General features: G+C 35.9%; 17 protein-coding genes. 5 read left to right on the plus strand and 12 right to left on the minus strand.

Features of this window, described 5'->3' with window-relative positions:
* Positions 1 to 62: 62 nt before the first annotated feature.
* The 4 genes from ACK4M9_RS01205 to ACK4M9_RS01220 all read right to left on the minus strand — a co-directional run bounded on the left by ACK4M9_RS01205 (position 63) and on the right by ACK4M9_RS01220 (position 4891).
* Entirely contained in the window at positions 63 to 1025 is a 963-nt protein-coding gene (locus tag ACK4M9_RS01205) for an ABC transporter permease (protein WP_409846958.1), read from the minus strand.
* The gene (locus ACK4M9_RS01210) at positions 1026 to 2087 is read right to left on the minus strand and encodes an ABC transporter permease (protein ID WP_409846960.1); all 1062 of its coding nucleotides are present in this window, start codon (positions 2085 to 2087) and stop codon (positions 1026 to 1028) included. It abuts the gene before it with no gap.
* The gene (locus tag ACK4M9_RS01215) at positions 2084 to 3595 is read right to left on the minus strand and encodes an ABC transporter ATP-binding protein (protein WP_409847357.1); all 1512 of its coding nucleotides are present in this window, start codon (positions 3593 to 3595) and stop codon (positions 2084 to 2086) included. The genes ACK4M9_RS01210 and ACK4M9_RS01215 overlap by 4 nt, the downstream gene beginning before the upstream one ends.
* A 195-nt stretch (positions 3596 to 3790) precedes the next feature.
* On the minus strand, positions 3791 to 4891 hold the full coding sequence (locus tag ACK4M9_RS01220) for a BMP family lipoprotein (RefSeq protein ID WP_409846962.1): 1101 nt from the start codon (positions 4889 to 4891) through the stop codon (positions 3791 to 3793).
* Positions 4892 to 5405: 514 nt separating this feature from the next.
* On the opposite strand from ACK4M9_RS01220, the gene ACK4M9_RS01225 reads away from it, so the two are divergent.
* Positions 5406 to 7835 (plus strand): glycogen/starch/alpha-glucan phosphorylase, encoded by a 2430-nt coding sequence (locus tag ACK4M9_RS01225; RefSeq protein WP_409846964.1) that lies wholly within the window; start codon positions 5406 to 5408, stop codon positions 7833 to 7835.
* A gap of 168 nt (positions 7836 to 8003) precedes the next feature.
* Here the strand turns inward: ACK4M9_RS01225 and ACK4M9_RS01230 are convergent, their stop codons facing one another.
* Complete coding sequence (locus ACK4M9_RS01230) at positions 8004 to 8261, minus strand: hypothetical protein (RefSeq protein WP_409846966.1); 258 nt, start codon at positions 8259 to 8261, stop codon at positions 8004 to 8006.
* A gap of 309 nt (positions 8262 to 8570) precedes the next feature.
* On the opposite strand from ACK4M9_RS01230, the gene ACK4M9_RS01235 reads away from it, so the two are divergent.
* A complete protein-coding gene (locus ACK4M9_RS01235) occupies positions 8571 to 9563 on the plus strand; it encodes a class I SAM-dependent methyltransferase (RefSeq protein ID WP_409846968.1) in 993 nt (330 codons plus the stop codon).
* Positions 9564 to 9728: 165 nt separating this feature from the next.
* Here the strand turns inward: ACK4M9_RS01235 and ACK4M9_RS01240 are convergent, their stop codons facing one another.
* Entirely contained in the window at positions 9729 to 9914 is a 186-nt protein-coding gene (locus tag ACK4M9_RS01240) for a hypothetical protein (protein ID WP_409846969.1), read from the minus strand.
* Between the two features lie 155 nt (positions 9915 to 10069).
* Between ACK4M9_RS01240 and ACK4M9_RS01245 the strand changes: the two genes are divergently transcribed.
* The gene (locus ACK4M9_RS01245; RefSeq protein ID WP_409846970.1) at positions 10070 to 11086 is read left to right on the plus strand and encodes a phosphotransferase enzyme family protein; all 1017 of its coding nucleotides are present in this window, start codon (positions 10070 to 10072) and stop codon (positions 11084 to 11086) included.
* Positions 11087 to 11180: 94 nt separating this feature from the next.
* Here the strand turns inward: ACK4M9_RS01245 and ACK4M9_RS01250 are convergent, their stop codons facing one another.
* From ACK4M9_RS01250 to ACK4M9_RS01270, 5 genes are all read right to left on the minus strand, one after another.
* Positions 11181 to 11702, minus strand: coding sequence for a DUF3189 family protein (locus tag ACK4M9_RS01250; protein ID WP_409846972.1), 522 nt, complete (start codon positions 11700 to 11702; stop codon positions 11181 to 11183).
* Positions 11703 to 11783: 81 nt separating this feature from the next.
* Complete coding sequence (locus ACK4M9_RS01255; RefSeq protein ID WP_409846973.1) at positions 11784 to 12266, minus strand: YqeG family HAD IIIA-type phosphatase; 483 nt, start codon at positions 12264 to 12266, stop codon at positions 11784 to 11786.
* 277 nt (positions 12267 to 12543) lie between these two features.
* On the minus strand, positions 12544 to 13533 hold the full coding sequence (locus ACK4M9_RS01260) for an HD-GYP domain-containing protein (RefSeq protein ID WP_409846974.1): 990 nt from the start codon (positions 13531 to 13533) through the stop codon (positions 12544 to 12546).
* A gap of 206 nt (positions 13534 to 13739) precedes the next feature.
* Entirely contained in the window at positions 13740 to 15179 is a 1440-nt protein-coding gene (locus tag ACK4M9_RS01265) for an ammonia-forming cytochrome c nitrite reductase subunit c552 (RefSeq protein ID WP_409846975.1), read from the minus strand.
* A 17-nt stretch (positions 15180 to 15196) separates the two neighbouring features.
* Positions 15197 to 15700: a cytochrome c3 family protein gene (locus ACK4M9_RS01270; RefSeq protein ID WP_409846978.1), complete on the minus strand. Its 504-nt coding sequence runs from the start codon at positions 15698 to 15700 to the stop codon at positions 15197 to 15199.
* Positions 15701 to 16045: 345 nt separating this feature from the next.
* Here ACK4M9_RS01270 and ACK4M9_RS01275 point away from each other — a divergent pair, with 345 nt between their 5' ends.
* Together ACK4M9_RS01275 and ACK4M9_RS01280 are read left to right on the plus strand one after the other, a co-directional pair.
* Complete coding sequence (locus tag ACK4M9_RS01275) at positions 16046 to 17698, plus strand: M20/M25/M40 family metallo-hydrolase (RefSeq protein WP_409846980.1); 1653 nt, start codon at positions 16046 to 16048, stop codon at positions 17696 to 17698.
* An 86-nt stretch (positions 17699 to 17784) separates the two neighbouring features.
* Complete coding sequence (locus tag ACK4M9_RS01280) at positions 17785 to 17964, plus strand: hypothetical protein (protein WP_409846983.1); 180 nt, start codon at positions 17785 to 17787, stop codon at positions 17962 to 17964.
* Positions 17965 to 18236: 272 nt separating this feature from the next.
* Here ACK4M9_RS01280 and ACK4M9_RS01285 read toward each other — a convergent pair whose 3' ends face one another.
* A complete protein-coding gene (locus ACK4M9_RS01285; protein WP_409846985.1) occupies positions 18237 to 19496 on the minus strand; it encodes an ATP-binding protein in 1260 nt (419 codons plus the stop codon).
* Between the last annotated feature and the right edge of the window lie 45 nt (positions 19497 to 19541).

Below are 19541 nucleotides of genomic sequence, written 5' to 3' on the forward strand. Positions count from 1 at the left end.
TTTCAATAGTACTTGTTACTATTAGGAAATAAATCGACAAAAAAACCGCCGATGGCGGTTTTCTAGCGACTACCCTTTTCATACGGTTTTCCGATTGCCTTTGGAGCTTCGGCTTTACCTACAAACCCTGCTAAAGCAAGGATCGTTAATACGTATGGGGCAATTAGTAAGTAAACTTGTGGTACATTTTGAAGAAATGGAATTTGTTGTCCTGTGATACTTAACGACTGTGCTAATCCAAAGAAAAGTGCTGCACCAAGTGCTCCAAGTGGATGCCACTTACCAAAGATTAAGGCAGCTAACGCCATAAATCCTTGACCTGCAATCGTATTACCAGCAAAGTTTTGTGATGTAGTAATAGCGAATATAGCCCCACCTGCTCCAGCGAATGCTCCACTAAGCATAACCGCAATATACCTCATACGGTTAACCTTAATCCCCATTGTGTCAGCAGCCATTGGATGCTCCCCTACAGAACGAAGGCGAAGTCCAAACGGTGTATAAAAGATAACATACCAGACGATTAATGCTACCAATATCGTTAAATACGAAGTCATATAGGCTTTTTGAAAGAACATTGGTCCAATTACCGGAATGTCACCTAAAACTGGTACATTAAAACGAACAAAAGGAACTTGAACATAATCTGTTTGACCCTTTTGGAAAATAGTTTTTACTAAAAATACCGATAAACCAATTGCTAAAAAGTTTAAGGCTACACCACTTACGATTTGGTCAGCTTTTAGCGTAATTGAAGCAACCGCATGAAACAACGAAAAGATTGCTCCTGCAAGAATTGCTACTAATAGACCTAACCATGGAGAAATTCCACCTAAACCTAAACCTTCAAAGTATAACGTTGAAAGAATCCCAGTAAATGCACCTATGACCATTAAGCCTTCTAATCCAATATTAACGACACCAGATCTTTCACTGAAAAGGCCTCCGAGCGCTGTTAGTATTAACGGCGTTGCCGAGAAAATAGCTGCAGGTATAACTAGGGCAAGTATTTGCATGATATCCATTTATTTGCCCTCCTTTTGGAGACGATTAATAACTAATCGAATTAAGTAACTCGACGCTACAAAGAATATAATTAACGCAATAACAATTTCAACAAGTTCAGGTGGGACACCAGCAAGAGATTGCATATTCGGTGCTCCTACTTTTAGGGCAGCAAATAACGTAGCTGCTAATACAACACCAATCGAAGTGTTAGCCCCTAATAGTGCGACTGCGATACCGTCAAACCCTGTACCAGTAAATCCAGCTAGGATTGACATATATCCGTATGTACCTAAACCTTCCATAGCTCCTGCAACACCAGCAAAGCTTCCTGAGATAACCATTGCAAGTACAATATTGCGGTTTACATTCATACCAGCGTAATCTGAAGCGTGCTTATTATAACCAACAGCTCGCAATTCAAATCCTAACGTTGTTTTCCAAAGCACAAACCATAAAATAAAACAACCTAATATTGCAATTAAAAAGCCATAATGGAGCCTTGAAGAATCAGTTAATGCTTGTAAAAATGGCGAAGCAAGAGACGCCGTTGCTGAAATTCGTTCCGTACGCTCACCTGGAGCTAATAAATATGAACGAATGAGATAGTTGGCGATGTGTAATGCTACATAATTTAGCATGATTGTTACGATAACTTCATGTACATAAAATCTTGCTTTTAAAATACCAGGAATAAATCCCCATAAGGCACCAGCTAATGCACCAGCAAGGATTGCCAATGGAAGATGAATAATCATTGGTGCATCCACTAAAATACCGACAGTTACACTAGCAAGCCAGCCAACGATTAACTGTCCCTCTACCCCAATGTTAAATAATCCTGTACGAAAAGCAAAGGCTACAGCTAGCCCAGCTAAGATTAAAGGTGTCATCATTCGCAGCATTTCACCGATATAATAAATGTCACCAAAAACCCCTGAAATAAGTGCCCCATACCCAACAATTGGATTTTGACCAGTAAATAACATGATGATTGCTCCAGCCAAAATACCTAAAAAGACAGCAATTAACGGTATGAGTATATTTGTAACCTTACCTCTATTTAACCATTTATGAATCATTGGCTTACACCTACTCTCTTGCTCGTACCACCAGCCATAAGTAGACCTAGTTCTTTCTCGTCAGTCTCACTTGGATCAACAATGGCAACTATTTTCCCTTCATAAATAACAGCAATTCTGTCACTAATATTAAGAACTTCGTCTAGCTCTAAAGATACTAGTAAAACTGCTCGACCTTTATCTCTTTCTTCGATTAACTTTCGGTGAATAAATTCAATTGCCCCAACATCTAACCCACGCGTTGGCTGTGCAGCTATTAATAGTTCTGGTGAACGATCAACTTCTCTAGCTATAATTGCTTTTTGTTGATTTCCACCTGATAAAGCTCTTGCTAGTGTTTGCGCACTTGGCGTACGAACATCATATTCTTCGATAAGTTGACGTGATTTTTCGAAAATTGCATCAAAATCCAAAATTTTTCGTTTTGAATATGGTTGTTGATAATACGTTTGTAAAACGATATTTTCTGCCACAGAAAAATCAAGAACAAGTCCATGCTTGTGGCGATCTTGAGGGATATGAGCAATACCGGCTTCGGTAATTTTTCTCGTTTTAAGCTTTGTCAAATCGTTGCCATTTAATGTAATCGTCCCACTGTCGATTTTTCGTAAACCAGTAATTGCCTCTATTAACTCTGATTGACCATTTCCATCGACACCAGCAATCCCTAAAATTTCGCCAGCTCTTACTTCTAAGTTTAACCCATTAACTACTGGGATTTTCCGAGCATCTGTAACAACTAAATCTTTAACGGAAAGTACATCGTTTTTTGGCTCAGCTTTCTCACGCTCAATTGTGAAGTTAACTTCACGCCCAACCATCATCGCTGCAAGAGAATCTGGATTAGATTCCTTCACTTCAACTGTCCCAATTCCTTTACCGCGGCGAATAACGGTACAGCGATCACATACAGACATAATTTCTTTTAATTTATGTGTAATCAAAATTATTGATTTTCCTTCTTTAACTAATGCTTTCATAATTTGAATAAGTTCATTAATCTCTTGTGGTGTAAGAGCTGCTGTTGGTTCATCAAAAATTAAAATCTCCGCACCACGGTATAAAGTTTTAATAATTTCAACACGTTGTTGCATCCCAACTGAGATATCTTCGATCTTTGCTCTTGGGTCTATTTTTAAACCATATTTTTCTGATAACTCTTTAACATCTTTTTCGGCTTTTTTAATATCAATTTTCCCACTTTTTGTGGGCTCACTACCTAAAATAATATTTTCAGCAACTGTGAAATTCTCAACAAGCATAAAATGCTGATGAACCATTCCAATTCCTAAACGGTTTGCTACGTTTGGGTCTGTAATACTAACCTTTTCACCACGAACTTTTATTTCACCTTTGTCTGGTTGATAAAGTCCGAATAAAATATTCATTAACGTAGACTTACCGGCTCCGTTTTCTCCTAACAAAGCATGGATTTCTCCTTGCCTCAACTGGAGTGTAATATTATCATTAGCAACAATTCCCGGAAACTCCTTCCGGATATTATTCATCTCAATCACGTTAATCAACGGTAACACTCCTAACGTAAACTGCTTCGCTTTTTAGATTGCATAGATACTATGTACCTGTTTTATGTTCTTATACTAGGATAAAAAACCTATAAAAATCAATGTTAATCGGATTTTAGCGGCTTTAATGTGTAACAAAGGCTAGCATGAAAAACTAGCCTTTGTTAAAATTATCTTTTATTTTTTAAAATCAGCAAATTCATCATCAGTTTTTGGAACGTTAATTTCACCATTTAAGATTTTTGCTTTGAATTCTTCAATTGCAGCTAAGATTTCAGCTGATAAATTTTCAGTAGTTGGTGCAATACCAACACCTTCGTCAGCTAAACCGAACTCAACAATTTGCCCACCTGGGAAATCCCCGTTCATTGTTTGCTCAGAAACTTGGTATACTGCTTTGTCTACACGTTTAACCATAGAAGTTAACATAATGTTCTCTGGTAAACCTTCTTCGTGTTGGTCTTTATCAACACCAATTGCCCAAACGTCTTCGCCTTCTCTTTTACGGTTTTTAGCTTCTGTGAATAAACCAATACCAGTTCCACCTGCTGCGTGATAAATTACATCCGCACCACCATCATACATAGCATCGGCAATTTGACGACCAATATTTGCATCGTTAAAGCTTTGAGCGTATTGTACAACAACTTCGATATCAGGGTTAACTGAATGAACTCCCGCTTTAAACCCGTTTTCGAATTTCTTAATTAAATCAAATTCAACGCCACCAAGGAACCCTACTTTATTAGTCTTTGTTTGCATTGCAGCTGCAACACCTACTAAGAAAGATCCTTCATGTTCTTTAAATGTGATATGAGCAATATTTTCGATTAGGTTACCTGCGTCATCAGTTACAACCATGTCAACAATTCCAAGTTTCGCATCTGGTTGTTGCTCTGCTACCGCTTTAATATCGTCTCCCATTAAGAAACCAATCGCTAAAACTAAATCATTTCCTTCACGAACTAATCTGTTTAAGTTTGGTTGGTAATCCGCAGCAGTAGCTGATTGTAAGTAATCTGCTTCAGCACCGAAATCCGCTTTAAATGCTTGTAAACCTTCCCAAGCTGATTGGTTAAAGGATTTATCATCAACCCCACCAACATCTGTAACCATCTTTACAGAAAACTCAGTTGTCTCTTCAGTTGGAGGAGCATCTCCACCACCTGGTGTAGGTGTTGGTTCAGCTGGAGCTGGATCTGCACCTTGTCCACAAGCTGATAATAGTGTTCCTGCTGCTAATGCTAGCGACATTAAAATAGGAAATTTTTTCTTCATTCTGTTATTGCCCCCTTAAATTTTTTATTAAATTTGTTGTATAAGTATCACGCTTACATTTTCCATTTTGCTTATTTCTTAAACACAAAACAAAAATTTTTCACAACGTATGACGTCAGACCTCTTCGATAGATTGATTTATATTTATGTAATTCAGCGTCACTATTGTGTTGCAAGCACTTAACTTATTCAGGATAAATATAACACTTATTAACACGATTTAAAAGAGATATTTTATGTCTTTTTTTAAAATATCGACATTTTTTGTGTGTTTTCTTATCAGGCAGCTCTTTGAGAAAGGCTTTCTATCCCAAAACTCGACTAAAGCGCAGAGTTGGTAGTCGCCTAATATTTTCATTCTAGGATAATAGAAAGCATATAGGGGCTTTCATTCTAAGTAAATTTTATATTTTTTCATACCGGCTACTTCTGTTTTAGAAATTAAAACATAATTAATTATGGAGCACTTTTTACCCTGTGCTACCCCAAGAATTTTTTTAAGAGGAGTGGAATTATGTTTTATTCAAAAGAAGATTTTAAAATCACTTTTTCAAACAGGCTAGAAAATAAGCTTGGAATAGCAATTGATGATGCAACTACAAATGACGTTTATAAAACACTTGGGCAATTAATAAGAGAGCAAGTTTCAAAAAATTGGATTGAAACCAACGCCTATTATCATGAAAATAAGGAAAAGCAAGTCTACTATTTTTCGATGGAATTTTTAATGGGCAGACTTTTACAGACAAATATCGAAAATTCAGGGGTATTTTCGAATGTAAAACAGGGTTTAGAAGAGCTTGGTTTTCAATTAGAAGAAATTTTTGACGAAGAGCACGATGCAGGACTTGGAAATGGTGGTCTTGGAAGACTTGCTGCTTGTTTTTTAGACTCCTTAGCATCGTTAAATTTACCTGGACATGGCTGTGGTATTCGCTACAAATACGGACTATTTGAGCAAAAAATTATTAACGGTTATCAAGCAGAATTACCTGATTACTGGCTTGGAGAAGACTATGTGTGGGAAGTACGCCGTGCGGATCGTGCCATAGAAGTCCGTTTTGGTGGTTTTATTGAGATGAAAAAAGAGGATGATAGACTTGTCTTCCATCATAAAAATTACGACACCGTGTTGGCCGTTCCTTATGACGTACCAGTTGTCGGGTACCAAAACTCTACTGTCAATACGCTTAGACTGTGGAGTGCGGAATCTTGTAAGGATGATTTTAACTTTTTTTCATCAAATGGAAATGATTACTATAATTTCTTGCAATACAAACGCTCCATAGAAGATATTTCGGGTTTCCTTTATCCAGACGACTCAACTGTTGAAGGGAAAGTATTACGATTGAAGCAGCAGTATTTCCTTGTGTCCGCTGGTATGCAAAGTATTATTAAAAAATTTAAAAGAAAGTACAGCGAAAATTTAACCGAATTACCTGAGAAAATCGCCATTCATATTAACGATACACACCCTGTTCTAATCATCCCTGAGTTAATGAGGCTATTAATCGATGAAGAGGGATTAAGTTGGGATGACGCTTGGCAAATTACACAAAAGACAGTTTCTTTTACAAACCATACGACATTGAGCGAAGCATTAGAAAAGTGGCCAACGGCAATGGTAAAGGAATTGTTGCCACGGATATTCATGATTATTGAAGAGATTAACGAACGCTATTGTCGTGAACTGTGGAACCAATATCCGTATGAGTGGGATAAGATCTCAAAGCTTGCCATCATTGGAAACGATGAAATTCGTATGGCCCATTTAGCAATCGTTGCATCTTATTCAGTTAATGGCGTAGCTAAACTTCATACCGAAATTTTAAAGAAGAAAGAAATGAAAGACTTTTATAGCCTATATCCAGAAAAGTTTAATAACAAGACGAACGGCATTACACATCGGCGCTGGCTACTTAACGCAAATCCCCAGCTAGTAAATTTAATAAATGATGCCATAGGCACTAGATGGATATCGCACCCAAAAGAGCTTACTAGTTTAATAAAATATACAAAAGATAGAGCATTTCAAGAAAGAGTAGCCCTTGTAAAACGGAACAATAAAGAGCAGCTCGCAAAACTAATAAAAGAAAAAAATGGCATTACGATCGACGTAGATTCGATTTTTGATATTCAAGTTAAACGACTCCATGCCTACAAGCGACAGTTATTAAATGTATTCCACATTATTCATTTGTATCAAGTGCTTAAAGAGAACCCTAACATAAATATTACACCACGAACCTTTATTTTTGGTGGGAAAGCAGCTCCTGGTTATTATTTCGCCAAAAAAATTATTAAGTTAATTAATTCAGTGGCTACTGTCGTAAATAATGACCTACGTATCCGGGATAAACTAAAAGTTGTATTTCTAGAAAATTACAGTGTCTCACTAGCCGAGAAAATTATACCAGCAGCTGACGTAAGTGAACAAATCTCTACAGCTGGTAAAGAAGCTTCTGGTACTGGAAATATGAAGTTTATGATGAATGGCGCTTTGACATTAGGAACACTCGATGGGGCAAATATTGAAATAAAAGAATTTGTGGGCAATGACAACATCTTTATGTTTGGGTTAACTGCAAATGAGGTTACGCAACTATATACAGATGGTTCTTATCGTGCTCGGGATATTTATAACAATGACTACAGAGTAAAACACGTGCTCGATGATCTGATTAGCGACCGCTTTCCTGGGGGAGAAAGTGAATTTAGAGATATTTATTATTCCATTCTTTCTAATAATGACGAGTACTTTGTATTGAAAGATTTCGATTCATACGCTGAAGCCCATGAACTTGTTGATCAAACATACCGCGACCAACATAAATGGCTGGCAATGTCGATTACTAACATTGCTCATTCTGGAAAATTTTCAAGTGATCGCACCATTCAAGAATACGCTTCAGAAATTTGGGGGATTAGACCAAGGTTATTATAAAAATGTAGTTTTTTTAATCATATTCGCCCATGTTTAAAAAGAAGAGGCTGCCCCATAAGTATCAATGCACCTAGCTGAGCTACTTTAAATAGACGTGTATGTTTACAATCTAGATAAAGTAGCTTAGGTGATTGATACTTTGCTCATGGGACAGCCTCTATTTTATCTTTAGGAAAGGATCATCATTTCTGACTTTTGATCAAAATCTAGTTTTTTACCTTCAAAATGCCATTGGTCATTTTCAGTAATAAAGAATTTAACACCGTTCTTCTCAATAATAAAAGACTCATTTTCTAGTCGATCTTTTTCTACACCAAGAAAAAATCCTTCTGCACCGCGTACGAATAAACGAATTGCCTCATTTTCCCCTAATACAAACTCACTTTTGTAGAAATCAACAGCTGAATTACTAATTTCAAATATCATTAGAGTTCCCCCTCAAATCTTTTTTGTGAAATCATTCACAATGATGTGTAAAAAATTTTAACTCCGATATTGCTTCTCTTTTTCTGAAACTTAAAAAAGTGATTTTTTCACTTTTCTTATGTCTTTACTTTACTACTGATCTAGCAACCTTTCAATAGACTTCACAAATGCTACAAATAATTTCTATTATTTGCCTAATTTTTTTTTAGATTGATAATTTCGATTTTCATACATATATATTATTAAGCGCACTTTGCCTCGATTACTATGTCCAATTAAAACGCTAATTTTTTATATGGGGGATTTACTATGAACGTTCCAAGAATAAAAATACCGCAGCACTGGAAGACAACTACCGTTTTGTATTGGAAAAATTTCAAGACTTGGTGGTTACATTTATGGAAGAATTTTAAAACTGGTTGGTTTCATTTTTGGAAGAATTGGCATTATGTAAAGTATTACTATTATAATTCCTCTAGACACTTGAAAAAGACAAGGAAATACCACCGGAAACTGAGAGCACTAAAAAAAACGGCCACTTGTGATATACTTACTACATATTCCAACAAAAATGAGGCTGATCAAATGGAGTTCTACAAACAGTTAAGCAAGTATTACGACATTCTCTTCCCTTTAAATATTCAATCAGTTACCTTTATTAAAGAGAGACTAACAGAAGGTGAAATTCTCGATTTGGCTGCTGGAACTGGAAATCACGCTCTAGCTTTAGCTAAGTTAGGCTTCTCGGTTACTGCAACAGATCTAGACGAAAACATGATTAAGGCAATTGAGGAAAAAGCAACTAAAGATGACGTTTGTATCTCAGCTGTCCCGTTAGCCATGGAACAACTTGAGGAAATTAGGGACAAGCAATTTTCTACAATCATTTGCTTAGGAAACTCCCTTGTTCACTTAAATAATATAAATGCTGTAACAAAGGCTCTGTCCGATATCCATAACCTTTTATGTCATGATGGGAAACTTTTCATTCAAATTGTCAACTATGATCGCGTCCTAAAAGAAGGAATAACTGAACTACCTTATATTAATCGCGAAAAAGAGCAGGTCAGTTTTCGTCGTTCATATCTCCACAAAGATCAGGGAATTATTTTTAAAGGTGTACTTTCAGTCGGTGAAGAAATACTAGAAAATGAAGTTTCTTTACTGCCGATTACTAGTCAGCAGCTAGTAGATCTTTTAGCTAGTGTCGGTTTTAAGAACATAAACTTGTTTGGATCTTTTAAAGGTGAGCCATTTGAGCTAAATTCGCCTGCAATAATCGTTGAGGCTAGTAATGAATAATACAATCGAACGACTTTAAAAGTCGCTGAATTCCCTTCTCTTCGCAGTAAATCTTTAATGAGTTTTAGAGGAGATTTAGCGACAGGTTAATGCTCAAACATTTATACATACAATAAAGAGGTTGCATTTCATTGCAACCTCTTTATTGTATAAATACAAACCTTCTTACTTTTCTACTAAGTTTATAATGACAGTATAGGAGCGAATATCGATTTGTACAATTTGATGAACAATAATTTGGTATTTTCTATTTTGCTTTTTTTCCTCAGTAACGATATCAAGTATTTCCCTTCCTAATTCATCTCCATCCTCTAATTTAATGTCATAAATCGACTGATCAACTATGTTCATTTGCCCCCTCCTTTAGTACAACGTCTTATTCCATTTTTACGTGGGGCTTGTATAAAACTTGTAAAAGAGTTTTCGACATTTTTATAAAGTTACAACAGCTATAAATAATGGTAAAATTTCCATAAAACAAATCTACTGAGAGGTAGGAGATTTTATTGGAACGTGAAGTCGAACTATTATTTAAAGATGAAGTCATTCAACAAGCAACACAGTTATTCAATCTTGACTACTCGACTTTAAAGAAGCTAGGTAGTTTTGAGAACTATGTTTTTTCAGGGAAGAGAGCTAGAGATGGTCAGGATTTCATCTTAAGGTTTACTCACAGTAGCCATCGATCGAAACAACAAGTAGAAGCTGAATTAGCATGGCTGCAATACCTACAACTTAACGATGCCCCTGTTTGCTGTCCATTTATATCTCTCAATGGACACTTAGTAGAAGCTATTGAGATTGAAGGAACATTCTTTTTTGCAAGCCTTTTTGAAAAAGCAAAAGGAATTGAAGTAAAGGTAAATGAACCGAGCTTTGATGAAACGTTATTCTATGCATGGGGAAGTGCGATTGGAAGATTACACCGTTTAACAATTGAATATGTTGAAGAGGATGGTATTATAAAAAGGCCGGATGCAATTGAAGAATTTCAGGTTCAATTTGGCCCTTTTATTCCTAATGATGACATCATTCAAGAGAAGGTTGAAAAAGTTCTAACGAGTATTTTGAAATTACCGAAGGCTAAAGATCGTTATCGGCTCATTCATTCAGACATTCATTCAGGGAATTTCTTTTTTGATGGAACAAATATCACTATTTTTGATTTTGATGATTGCTCTTACCACCATATTATTGCTGATATAGCGATCCCGATTTATTATTCTGTATGGTTTAATACCTGTATTTCAGATAAAGAAGAATTTATGAACAGCAGATTTTTACCTGCGTTTATGAAAGGGTATTTAAAAGAACATGCTATAAATTTACAGTTACTCCGGGACATTCCGTTATTTTTAAAACTAAGGGATTGTGAGCTTTATGGTGTGCTTCATAAAAAATGGGATTTAACATCTTTAAACGAGAAGCAAACAGCGGTATTAGCTGAAATTAGAGAGCGTATCGTTACAGAAACTCCGATTGTTTCGTCACAACTGGATGAATTTATGCAATTGCGAAAATAAAATAAATAATTAATGCTCAAATGAAAAAGAGAAGTTCGCTTGAACTTCTCTTTTTCATTTTATCGTTGATACTATTTAATAAAATTAAACAATTTTAAAATAATTTGTTTACTTCTAGGTTTTTATTATCTAATACTTCTACTTGTTTGACGGTCGATCTCGCCGTTGATTTTGTTTTCTCTACTAAAGCAATGATATTGTGATATGTTTGCTGTGCTCCTTTAATTAAAAGTGGAACACCAATAAAATCAATGTGAAGCCTTCTTGAAAATAACCCACCAAATGTCATTGCTATAGGAACTGTTGGTGAAGCATTAGATAATATAACCTTGTCTGTATTTTGTTGACCATCGTTTACAAGAAGAAGAAGCTCTTTCAAAGCAGGCACTAATGCTTTAGAACTTCCTCTCCCTACTGTATAAACTTTATTTCCATCCTCATCATTGCCATGATAAATCATTCTGCCCATATCTTTTGTTGTAAGTTTATTGAAAATATCAATATTTAAAATTTCTTCTTTTGTCGGGATACGTTTTTGAGGCAATTTCTTCAAATGATACGCTGCTGCCATTGCAGAGGAATGAGTACCTCCGTAACAATTGTATATGTAAATCATTTCTCAACATCCTAACAATTTTTTATTTAATGCTTTCTTTGGAAAAGCATTATTACAAAACAGTTATTCTGTAGTATGTTCTTACCAACGCTTTTTTATGCTTGCCTCCAAGCCTCTTTTCCAACGTACCCTCAACGGTTCATGTTCTTCTCCCAATGGTTTAACAAGTACTGTTTTCATATTTAGTCGTTTTCCACATAAAACATCTGTAAACAACTGATCCCCTAAAAACAGACTTTCAGAACTTTTAACATTAATTTCAGCCATAATTTTTCGGATCGTGCCAATTAACGGTTTATTGCATCTTCCATAACCTAAAATATGATAAGGTTTTGTAAAGCGATCTACTCGACCTTGACTATTGTTCGAAACTACAACTAATTTAATCCCATTTGCCTCTAGGGTCTCATGCCACTTTGTAAATTGATCATCACCGAGTTGATTATGTGCAGCTAAGGTGCTATCTAAATCAGAAAAAATCGTATGAATATTATGTGTTTTCAAGAGCTCAAAAGTTAAATCAGTAAAATGATCAAACTCAAAATCTGGTTTAAAATATTTCATTTTATATCACTACCCTCGTTAATTTAATCTAAAATGATGAATTTATTTATTATTTTTTCCTTAGGAAAGAATTATTACACCTATTCATTTTATTCGTCTTTTCTCTATATTAAAAGGGAAAATATTTAAAAATGAAGCGTCGCTGGCTTCCCTTTCTCTTCGCTGTAAAACTCTAACGAATTTTAGAGGCTTGTTCAAGGGAATCCAGCGACATCTAATAGAAGGTTGTTTTGATGTCATTTGAATTGGACATAAAGACGCACAAAAAATATTATCCTCAACCTAAGTCGTCATTGTATACTTTTTCAATTAATAATGTTGATTGTTCGCTTAAATCGACTTCTTCACTAATACCTTCTACCTTTACAATTGGCCGGTGCAAATGACTATCAATTCTAGTAACAATTCCAAACAAGCCATTATTTAAACGAATATGAGTTCCAGGTGGGTAACTAATAATACCATTAGTAAAACTAAGTACTACTGCGTGGCTATATTTCTTTTCTGATAAGGCCATAATTCTCTCGATAGCTTCATGTGGCTGGACTCCCTCTTGAGAAATCATATTTTCATAATCGTTAGCAACACTACAAATTTGTGCAAATTCAAGAATATCTTTGCCCTTCAATCCCCTTGGAAAACCAGAACCATCAAAGGCCTCATGATGCTGATAGGCAATGTGGGAAGTTAATAATGATATTTCACGATTTGACTTTAATAATTGGTAGCCCTTTTCCGGATGAAGAGTATGGTTATTCGTTAATAACTTACCGATATCATGAAGAAGGCAGCCTAGTCCGAGTGAATTTAGCTGCAACTGATTTAAATTTAACTTCCTCCCTATTTGAAGAGCAATAAGCGTAACATTAACGGCATGGGCATAAAGTGATAATTTCTGATCAATGGTGGACGTTGGGATAAGAAAAATCGCTTTTCTTTGTAAAACTTCATTAATGAGTTTTTTCACGGTTTCCTGCAATTCAGAAATAACAAGTTCTTGCTGCTTTTTCACTCGTTCAAACGCAGTTTCAACACTTGTTATCGCATCAATCCAAGTTGGCATATCAATCATCTCGTCTAAAGTAATACCTACTGACTTTGCGTCTTCGATAATTATATATCTAATGCCGATTTGTATTAATTTCTCCATATATTTCGGATGGATGGTTGAACCGCTTGCTAATAAAACTCGCTTCCGATAATCTACAATCGGTTCTGCAAGCTGCATTGATTTTCGATCGTACTCTAAAATGCTAATCATCCGCATTAATAATTCTCCTAACATTTTTAAGCATTGGAAAGCTAAATTATGAACTCCCCAATCGCATTGTTTGTCCCTAACTAAACACATATTATATTCTACTTTTAAACGCTAGCCGTTTCAACGTTTTTTGAGAAATACAAGATTATGACATTAGATAAGAAAAAAAGCATAAAACAAGAATGGTTCGTTGTTTTATGCTTTACTTTCTATTATTTTTGAGCTGGGAAGAAACTATTTGTAGCGTGAGTATGCTTAAGGAATGGATCTTCTTCATTATATACAGCTTGCTTCACCTTAATAATTTCTGAGCGTAGCTCCTCAAGATCGACATTTACCTTTAACAATTCTTCTGTTGCTAGTTTGATGGCATTATTTGCCGCATCTGATGCCATTCGTAATGTGTCCATACTACCTTGTGGGTTATGAAACCCGTCTGAGTTTTCTGCAGCAATAATATCCGTATACCATTGACTTTCACGAACGAATGCCTGAGCTTGTGAAATCTGGTCTTGAGCAACTCCTGCTGTAATCATTCTATTTACAAAGTAGTGTGCTTCAACAGTAAGATCTTGAGCATCGTGAACTGCATCTAAATGACGTTGTTGAATTTCTCCGACCCTTTGAACAATGTATCGTTCTGTTTTATCAGAATGACAAGTTCGACATGATTGTTCGATAGTTTCTAGAGGCGATACCCAATAATGAGATGAGATTTTTCGGCGATCATCTCTTCTTTCAAACGGCATATGACAATCTGAACAAGAAACATCCGCTCTCCCATGTGAGCCATAACTCCATAACTCATACTCTGGATGTTGCGCCTTTAGGATGGGCGCTCCTGATACGGCATGAATGTAGTCGTACTCAAAGCCTTGTTCGATAGCTGTCGTTTGAAAATATTCAAACATCTCTTCAGGTTTCGTTCCATAATCCCAAGGAAAAGTAACTTTTTTCAGTTCAGGTTCAAAATAATATTCAACATGGCATTGAGCACAGACATACGTACGCATTTCATTCCTTGTTGCTTCATTTATTTCAATCCCTTGGCGACCTAATGCATTCGTTAATGAAGGGCGGGTAATTCTCAATTCCATTGTGACAGGGTTATGGCAATCCGAACACCCAATCGAAACATGGCCAAACTCTCCCAACTCTTCTAAACCACCAACAGCTGCCATCTCTTCTAATAAAGGTAATAACTCACCTCTGAAATTCGCAGCCCAATAATCGTCTCCTAACTCCTTAAGTAGTGGTGTCACAATTGTACTTTTACAAGTCATACATGAGCCTATCGATCGATCGGATATTCTCGCTATATTTAAGACGTCCTCAACCGCATAGGTATGTCCCCTTGTCGTATTGTATTCTTGTTCAAACGGAAAACCTGCGAACAAGATCGGCAAATAAGGCTCGTATTCAGGTATAAATTTAGAAACAGGTGGGGCTCCATTCCCCATATTTCTTAAGTAGCTTTCATAATGGATTGGAAATGCATCTTTAAATGCAGAGTTTAAGTACTCATCAGGAGAAAGATTTGTTAAAGGATCAGGATCATTAATCGTTAACTCTTCCCGACCTAAACATGCAGCAAGCATAATTAACACAAAACCGATTATCAAAAGTTTACATACTTGATTAATTTTTTTCATCCTATTCACCCTTCCTTCTATTTGGCTGCATCAATATTCAGTTTTAAATGCCAGTCAGGAGATTTAAAAATTCCTAAGCCATGGGGAACTTGACGGTGACAGCCGATACATGTCCCTTTTGAGTCGTGAGCAACGTTTTCAAGTGTATACTGATGACAAGAAATGCAATTTTGATTAACTACTTCAACTGAGGATTCTGTTGCATGAAGTACATCAGGAATTTTACTGGCCCCTAATGTATTCATATAAATATGCCCCATCCCAGCCTTTGCCTTAAACACCATTTTGTTAACAATGTTATCCGTTGGCGCATGACAATCATTACAGTCCAACTTACCATGCGGCGATCTACTAAAAGATTCATACACTGTGTCCATAACATGGCAACTTGAACAAAATTCCCCGGTATCAGTCGCCTTGATCGCTGTAACTGTTCCTGCATATAAAGCAATACCAATAAAAGCACTGAACAGAATGATTAATAGTAATTTGTTATTAGATTCTTTATACCACTTAATCATCTAAACTCCTCTCCTTTCATGAAGTTCCTCTATTCTTCCATTTTACCCTATTTTACACAATTTTACACACTTTTTCACAGAAATATTTCAATAATAAAGAATTTTACAATTACTCAAATCTACTTTATGATTTATTTAGGTATACGAATTATTATTTAGGAGGAGTTCAATGAAAGCTTACACAAACGCAAAATTTATACTAGGAACCGGAGAGGTTCTTCATAACGGTGTTTTAATTACAAAACAAAATAATTTCTCTAAAATCACATTAGGATAATATATTAAGCTATCTTCACTTCGTTTATAATAGAGCCAAAACCTATTTTTAAGTAAAGGGGTAAAAAGATGCTAAATTGCCGTGAAGAAATCTACTTTTTAACAAACCAACTAGTAAATATTGAAAGCATTGTTAATACAGAAGGCGAAAAAGAAATTAGCCAAGCGATCTACACTTTAATCTCCTCATATCCATATTTCCGACAAAACCCTGAAGCTGTTATGAAACAACAAACAACGAATGACGATCGTGAAAGGTATAATGTCATTGCTTTTGTAAAAGGAACGAAAAAGCAAAGTAATAAAACAGTCATTTTAATGGGGCATTTGGACACTGTTGGAATTGAAGATTTTAATCATCTAAAAAACAAAGCATGTTACCCTGAGGAATTACTAGAAGCATTAAAAGAAGAACAACTTCCTAAAATTGTAGAAAATCATCTACATTCTAATGATTATATGTTTGGCCGCGGTGTTCTAGACATGAAGAGTGGGGTAGCAAGTCACCTCTATTTATTAAAGTACTATTCAGAACATCCCGACGAGCTTGAAGGTAATTTAGTCGTTGTTATCGAGTGTGATGAAGAAGATAGTTCTCACGGGATCTTATCTGCTTTGCCATTATTAAAAGAGTTAAAAGAAGCTCATCAATTTGAATATGCTGGCGCAATCAATTCAGACTTCGTCTCTCCACGTTACGAAGGAGATCCTAATCGGTATATTTATAAAGGAACCGTTGGTAAACTTCTACCATCCTTTTTCATTACAGGTGCTGAGACACATGTAGGCTCTTGCTTTGAAGGGTTAGACCCTAATTATATAGCTGCAGAACTGACAAGGGAAATTAGCTATAATCCTGAACTTTGTAACGAAGCGTTTGGAGAAACGACTGTTCCACCAGTATCGTTAAAACTAATGGATTTAAAACCATCCTATACTGTACAAACAGCCCTGGCCGCCTATGTATATTTTAATTTTTTCATCCACTCTTGGTCGCCAAAGGAAGTACTCGATAAGTTGAAGTGCCACGCTGAAATTGCGTTTGACAGAGCTCTTGCAACCTTCAAAGAACGGTATCAATTATTTAGTAAGATGAGTAATCAACCATACATTGACATACCTTGGCAAGTACGAGTAATGACCTACGAAGAGATGGATCAATTGTTAATGGCAGAACATGGCGATGCGTATGCCGCCCATATGGCTGAAATTAAACAGCAACTTCTTCAAGACAATGAGTTAGATACAAGAATGTTTTCCGCCAAAATTGTTGAAGAAGCTTGGAAATGGATGAGTGATAGAACACCTGCAATTATTGTTTTCTATTCATCTTTATACTCACCAAGAATTGAGGTTTCAGGAAAGGATCAGTTAGAGAGAAACTTAATTTCTTCATTGGATTTAGCTGTTAGCAAAGTTCAACCTAATTATCCAAATCCAATAGTAACAAGAAACTTTTTCCCATACATTTCCGATATGAGCTTTGTCGCCTTAAGTGATGATGAGGAGGGGATAAGTGCAGTCTCAAATAACACTCCATGCTGGGGTTCGAAACTTTTTGTGAACTATCAAGATATTCGTGACATAAATGTACCCGTTATAAATATCGGTCCATACGGCTTTGATGCCCATAAACAATATGAGCGAGTAGACCTATCTTACTCATTTGAAATAGTTCCAAACCTAACCAATGAAGTCATTCTAAATTTATTAAAATCTTGATTTTGTCAATACGATCAACTTCCCTTTTGTTGAGTTGGATAAATGTCTCCAAAAAGGAAACATTAACTTTGTCTGGAGGTGAGGTTGTGGCTAAAAACAAAAACAAGATAAATAAAGTGCAAAACTCTGATGCTGCTGCCCTTGGTAATGATGACGTACGATCAAAAGTAGAGGTAAGAGACGGCGAAATCACGAGGGAAAATACAAATAATCTTCATGATGACCCAGATTTTTATATTGGTCAAAAACCTGATGAAACCAAATAGTTAGAAAAGCGCAGAGCGCCCGCTGTGCTTTGACAAGCAAATGTTCTGACAAGCAACTTCTTGAATAATCATCTTGCTAGCCTTGCGACGAGTAACCGCAGGAGCTAGGAGTGCGCTTTTCCACTTTTTTATCTGGCGGGTTATTTGACCTCGAGCCAAACACTTCTTTGAGCTACTTCACCGCAATTTTGCGACGAGTAACCGCAGGAGCAGCTGGCGCTCGGAGCTGACATCAAATAAAAGGGACTGTTCATTAACAGCCCCTTTTATTCCTATTTTATTGAATTTTTCACTGGCAACTCTATTTCGACTTTCGTTCCCGTTCTCTCTTGACTAGAGTAACGAATAGTCCCATTGTGTCGTTCAACAATTTTATGACTAACAGTTAGACCTAGTCCAGTCCCTTTTTCTTTAGAAGAATAAAAAGGTTCACCAAGTCTCGTTAAGAATTCTTCAGAAATTCCTGAGCCTTTATCCACTACCGTAACTAATACGCTCTCTGAACTAACTTTAGTTATTTCCACCCATACAGTTCCTTTTTCGCTATATGCCTCTATTGCATTTTTAATAATGTTAATAAATAACTGTTTTAGTAAGTTTTCTTCACAGTCAATAATCACTGCTTGTTTTGCTTCAAAATGAATAGAAACGTTATTCATATTTGCTTGAGGTTCAAGTAAAGACACAATATCTGACACTATTATTGACAGGTCATTTTTAGAAAAATAAATTTTTTGCGGTTTCGCTAGCAATAATAGCTCACCAACAATATGATCTATTCGGTTTAGCTCTTTAGACATAATCTCATAGTACAATTTATTTCCCTGATCTTTTTCCTCAAGTAACTGCACGAAGCCCTTAATTGATGTTAAAGGATTACGAATTTCGTGACCAACACTTGCAGCTAATTCTCCTGCAATTGAAAGTTTTTCACTTCTTCTAACTTGTTCTTCGGCAATTCTTCTATCAGTAATGTCACGCCCAATGACCACTAAACCTTTTCTTGTTCCATTCTCATTGAATAACGGTACCTTAATCGTATCAAAATTTTTCTCCGTTCCATCAGGTAGTGGAATGTTTTTTTCAAAGCGTGTGATCTCTCCATTTTTCCATGTCTCTTCATCTGACCTTGCACAAAATAATAGTGCTTCCCGGTAAAATTCTGTACATTCGGCAAGTTCGGAGTCTTTCTTTCCACGGTAATCTACATCTTCTAATTGGAATAATCTTAACCCAAAGTTATTCGCTTCAATCCAGCAGCCCTCACCATCTTTAAAGCAAACAAAATCTACCATTGAGTTAATAAGTGTTGTTAGCTTTTCTTCTTGTTCTTTTGAATTATTTAATTCGTCCATCTTAATAAGTGCAAAGTAAATAATTATACCCGTTATTAGAACATAGATAGTTCCTTTTATTTTTTGTACTACCAAGAGCCAGTCCAAAGGAATGTATAGCCCAACTAGATAGTCAGTTAGATAAACCCAGATAAATCCAAAAATAAAATATATAAGTAGTATCTTTTTATTTTTCAAGTAAGACTCCTTTATCGACGTTATACTAGAGCATTTTATTATTTT

The organism is Anaerobacillus sp., assembly GCF_046314235.1.
Lineage (GTDB): Bacteria > Bacillota > Bacilli > Bacillales > Anaerobacillaceae > Anaerobacillus.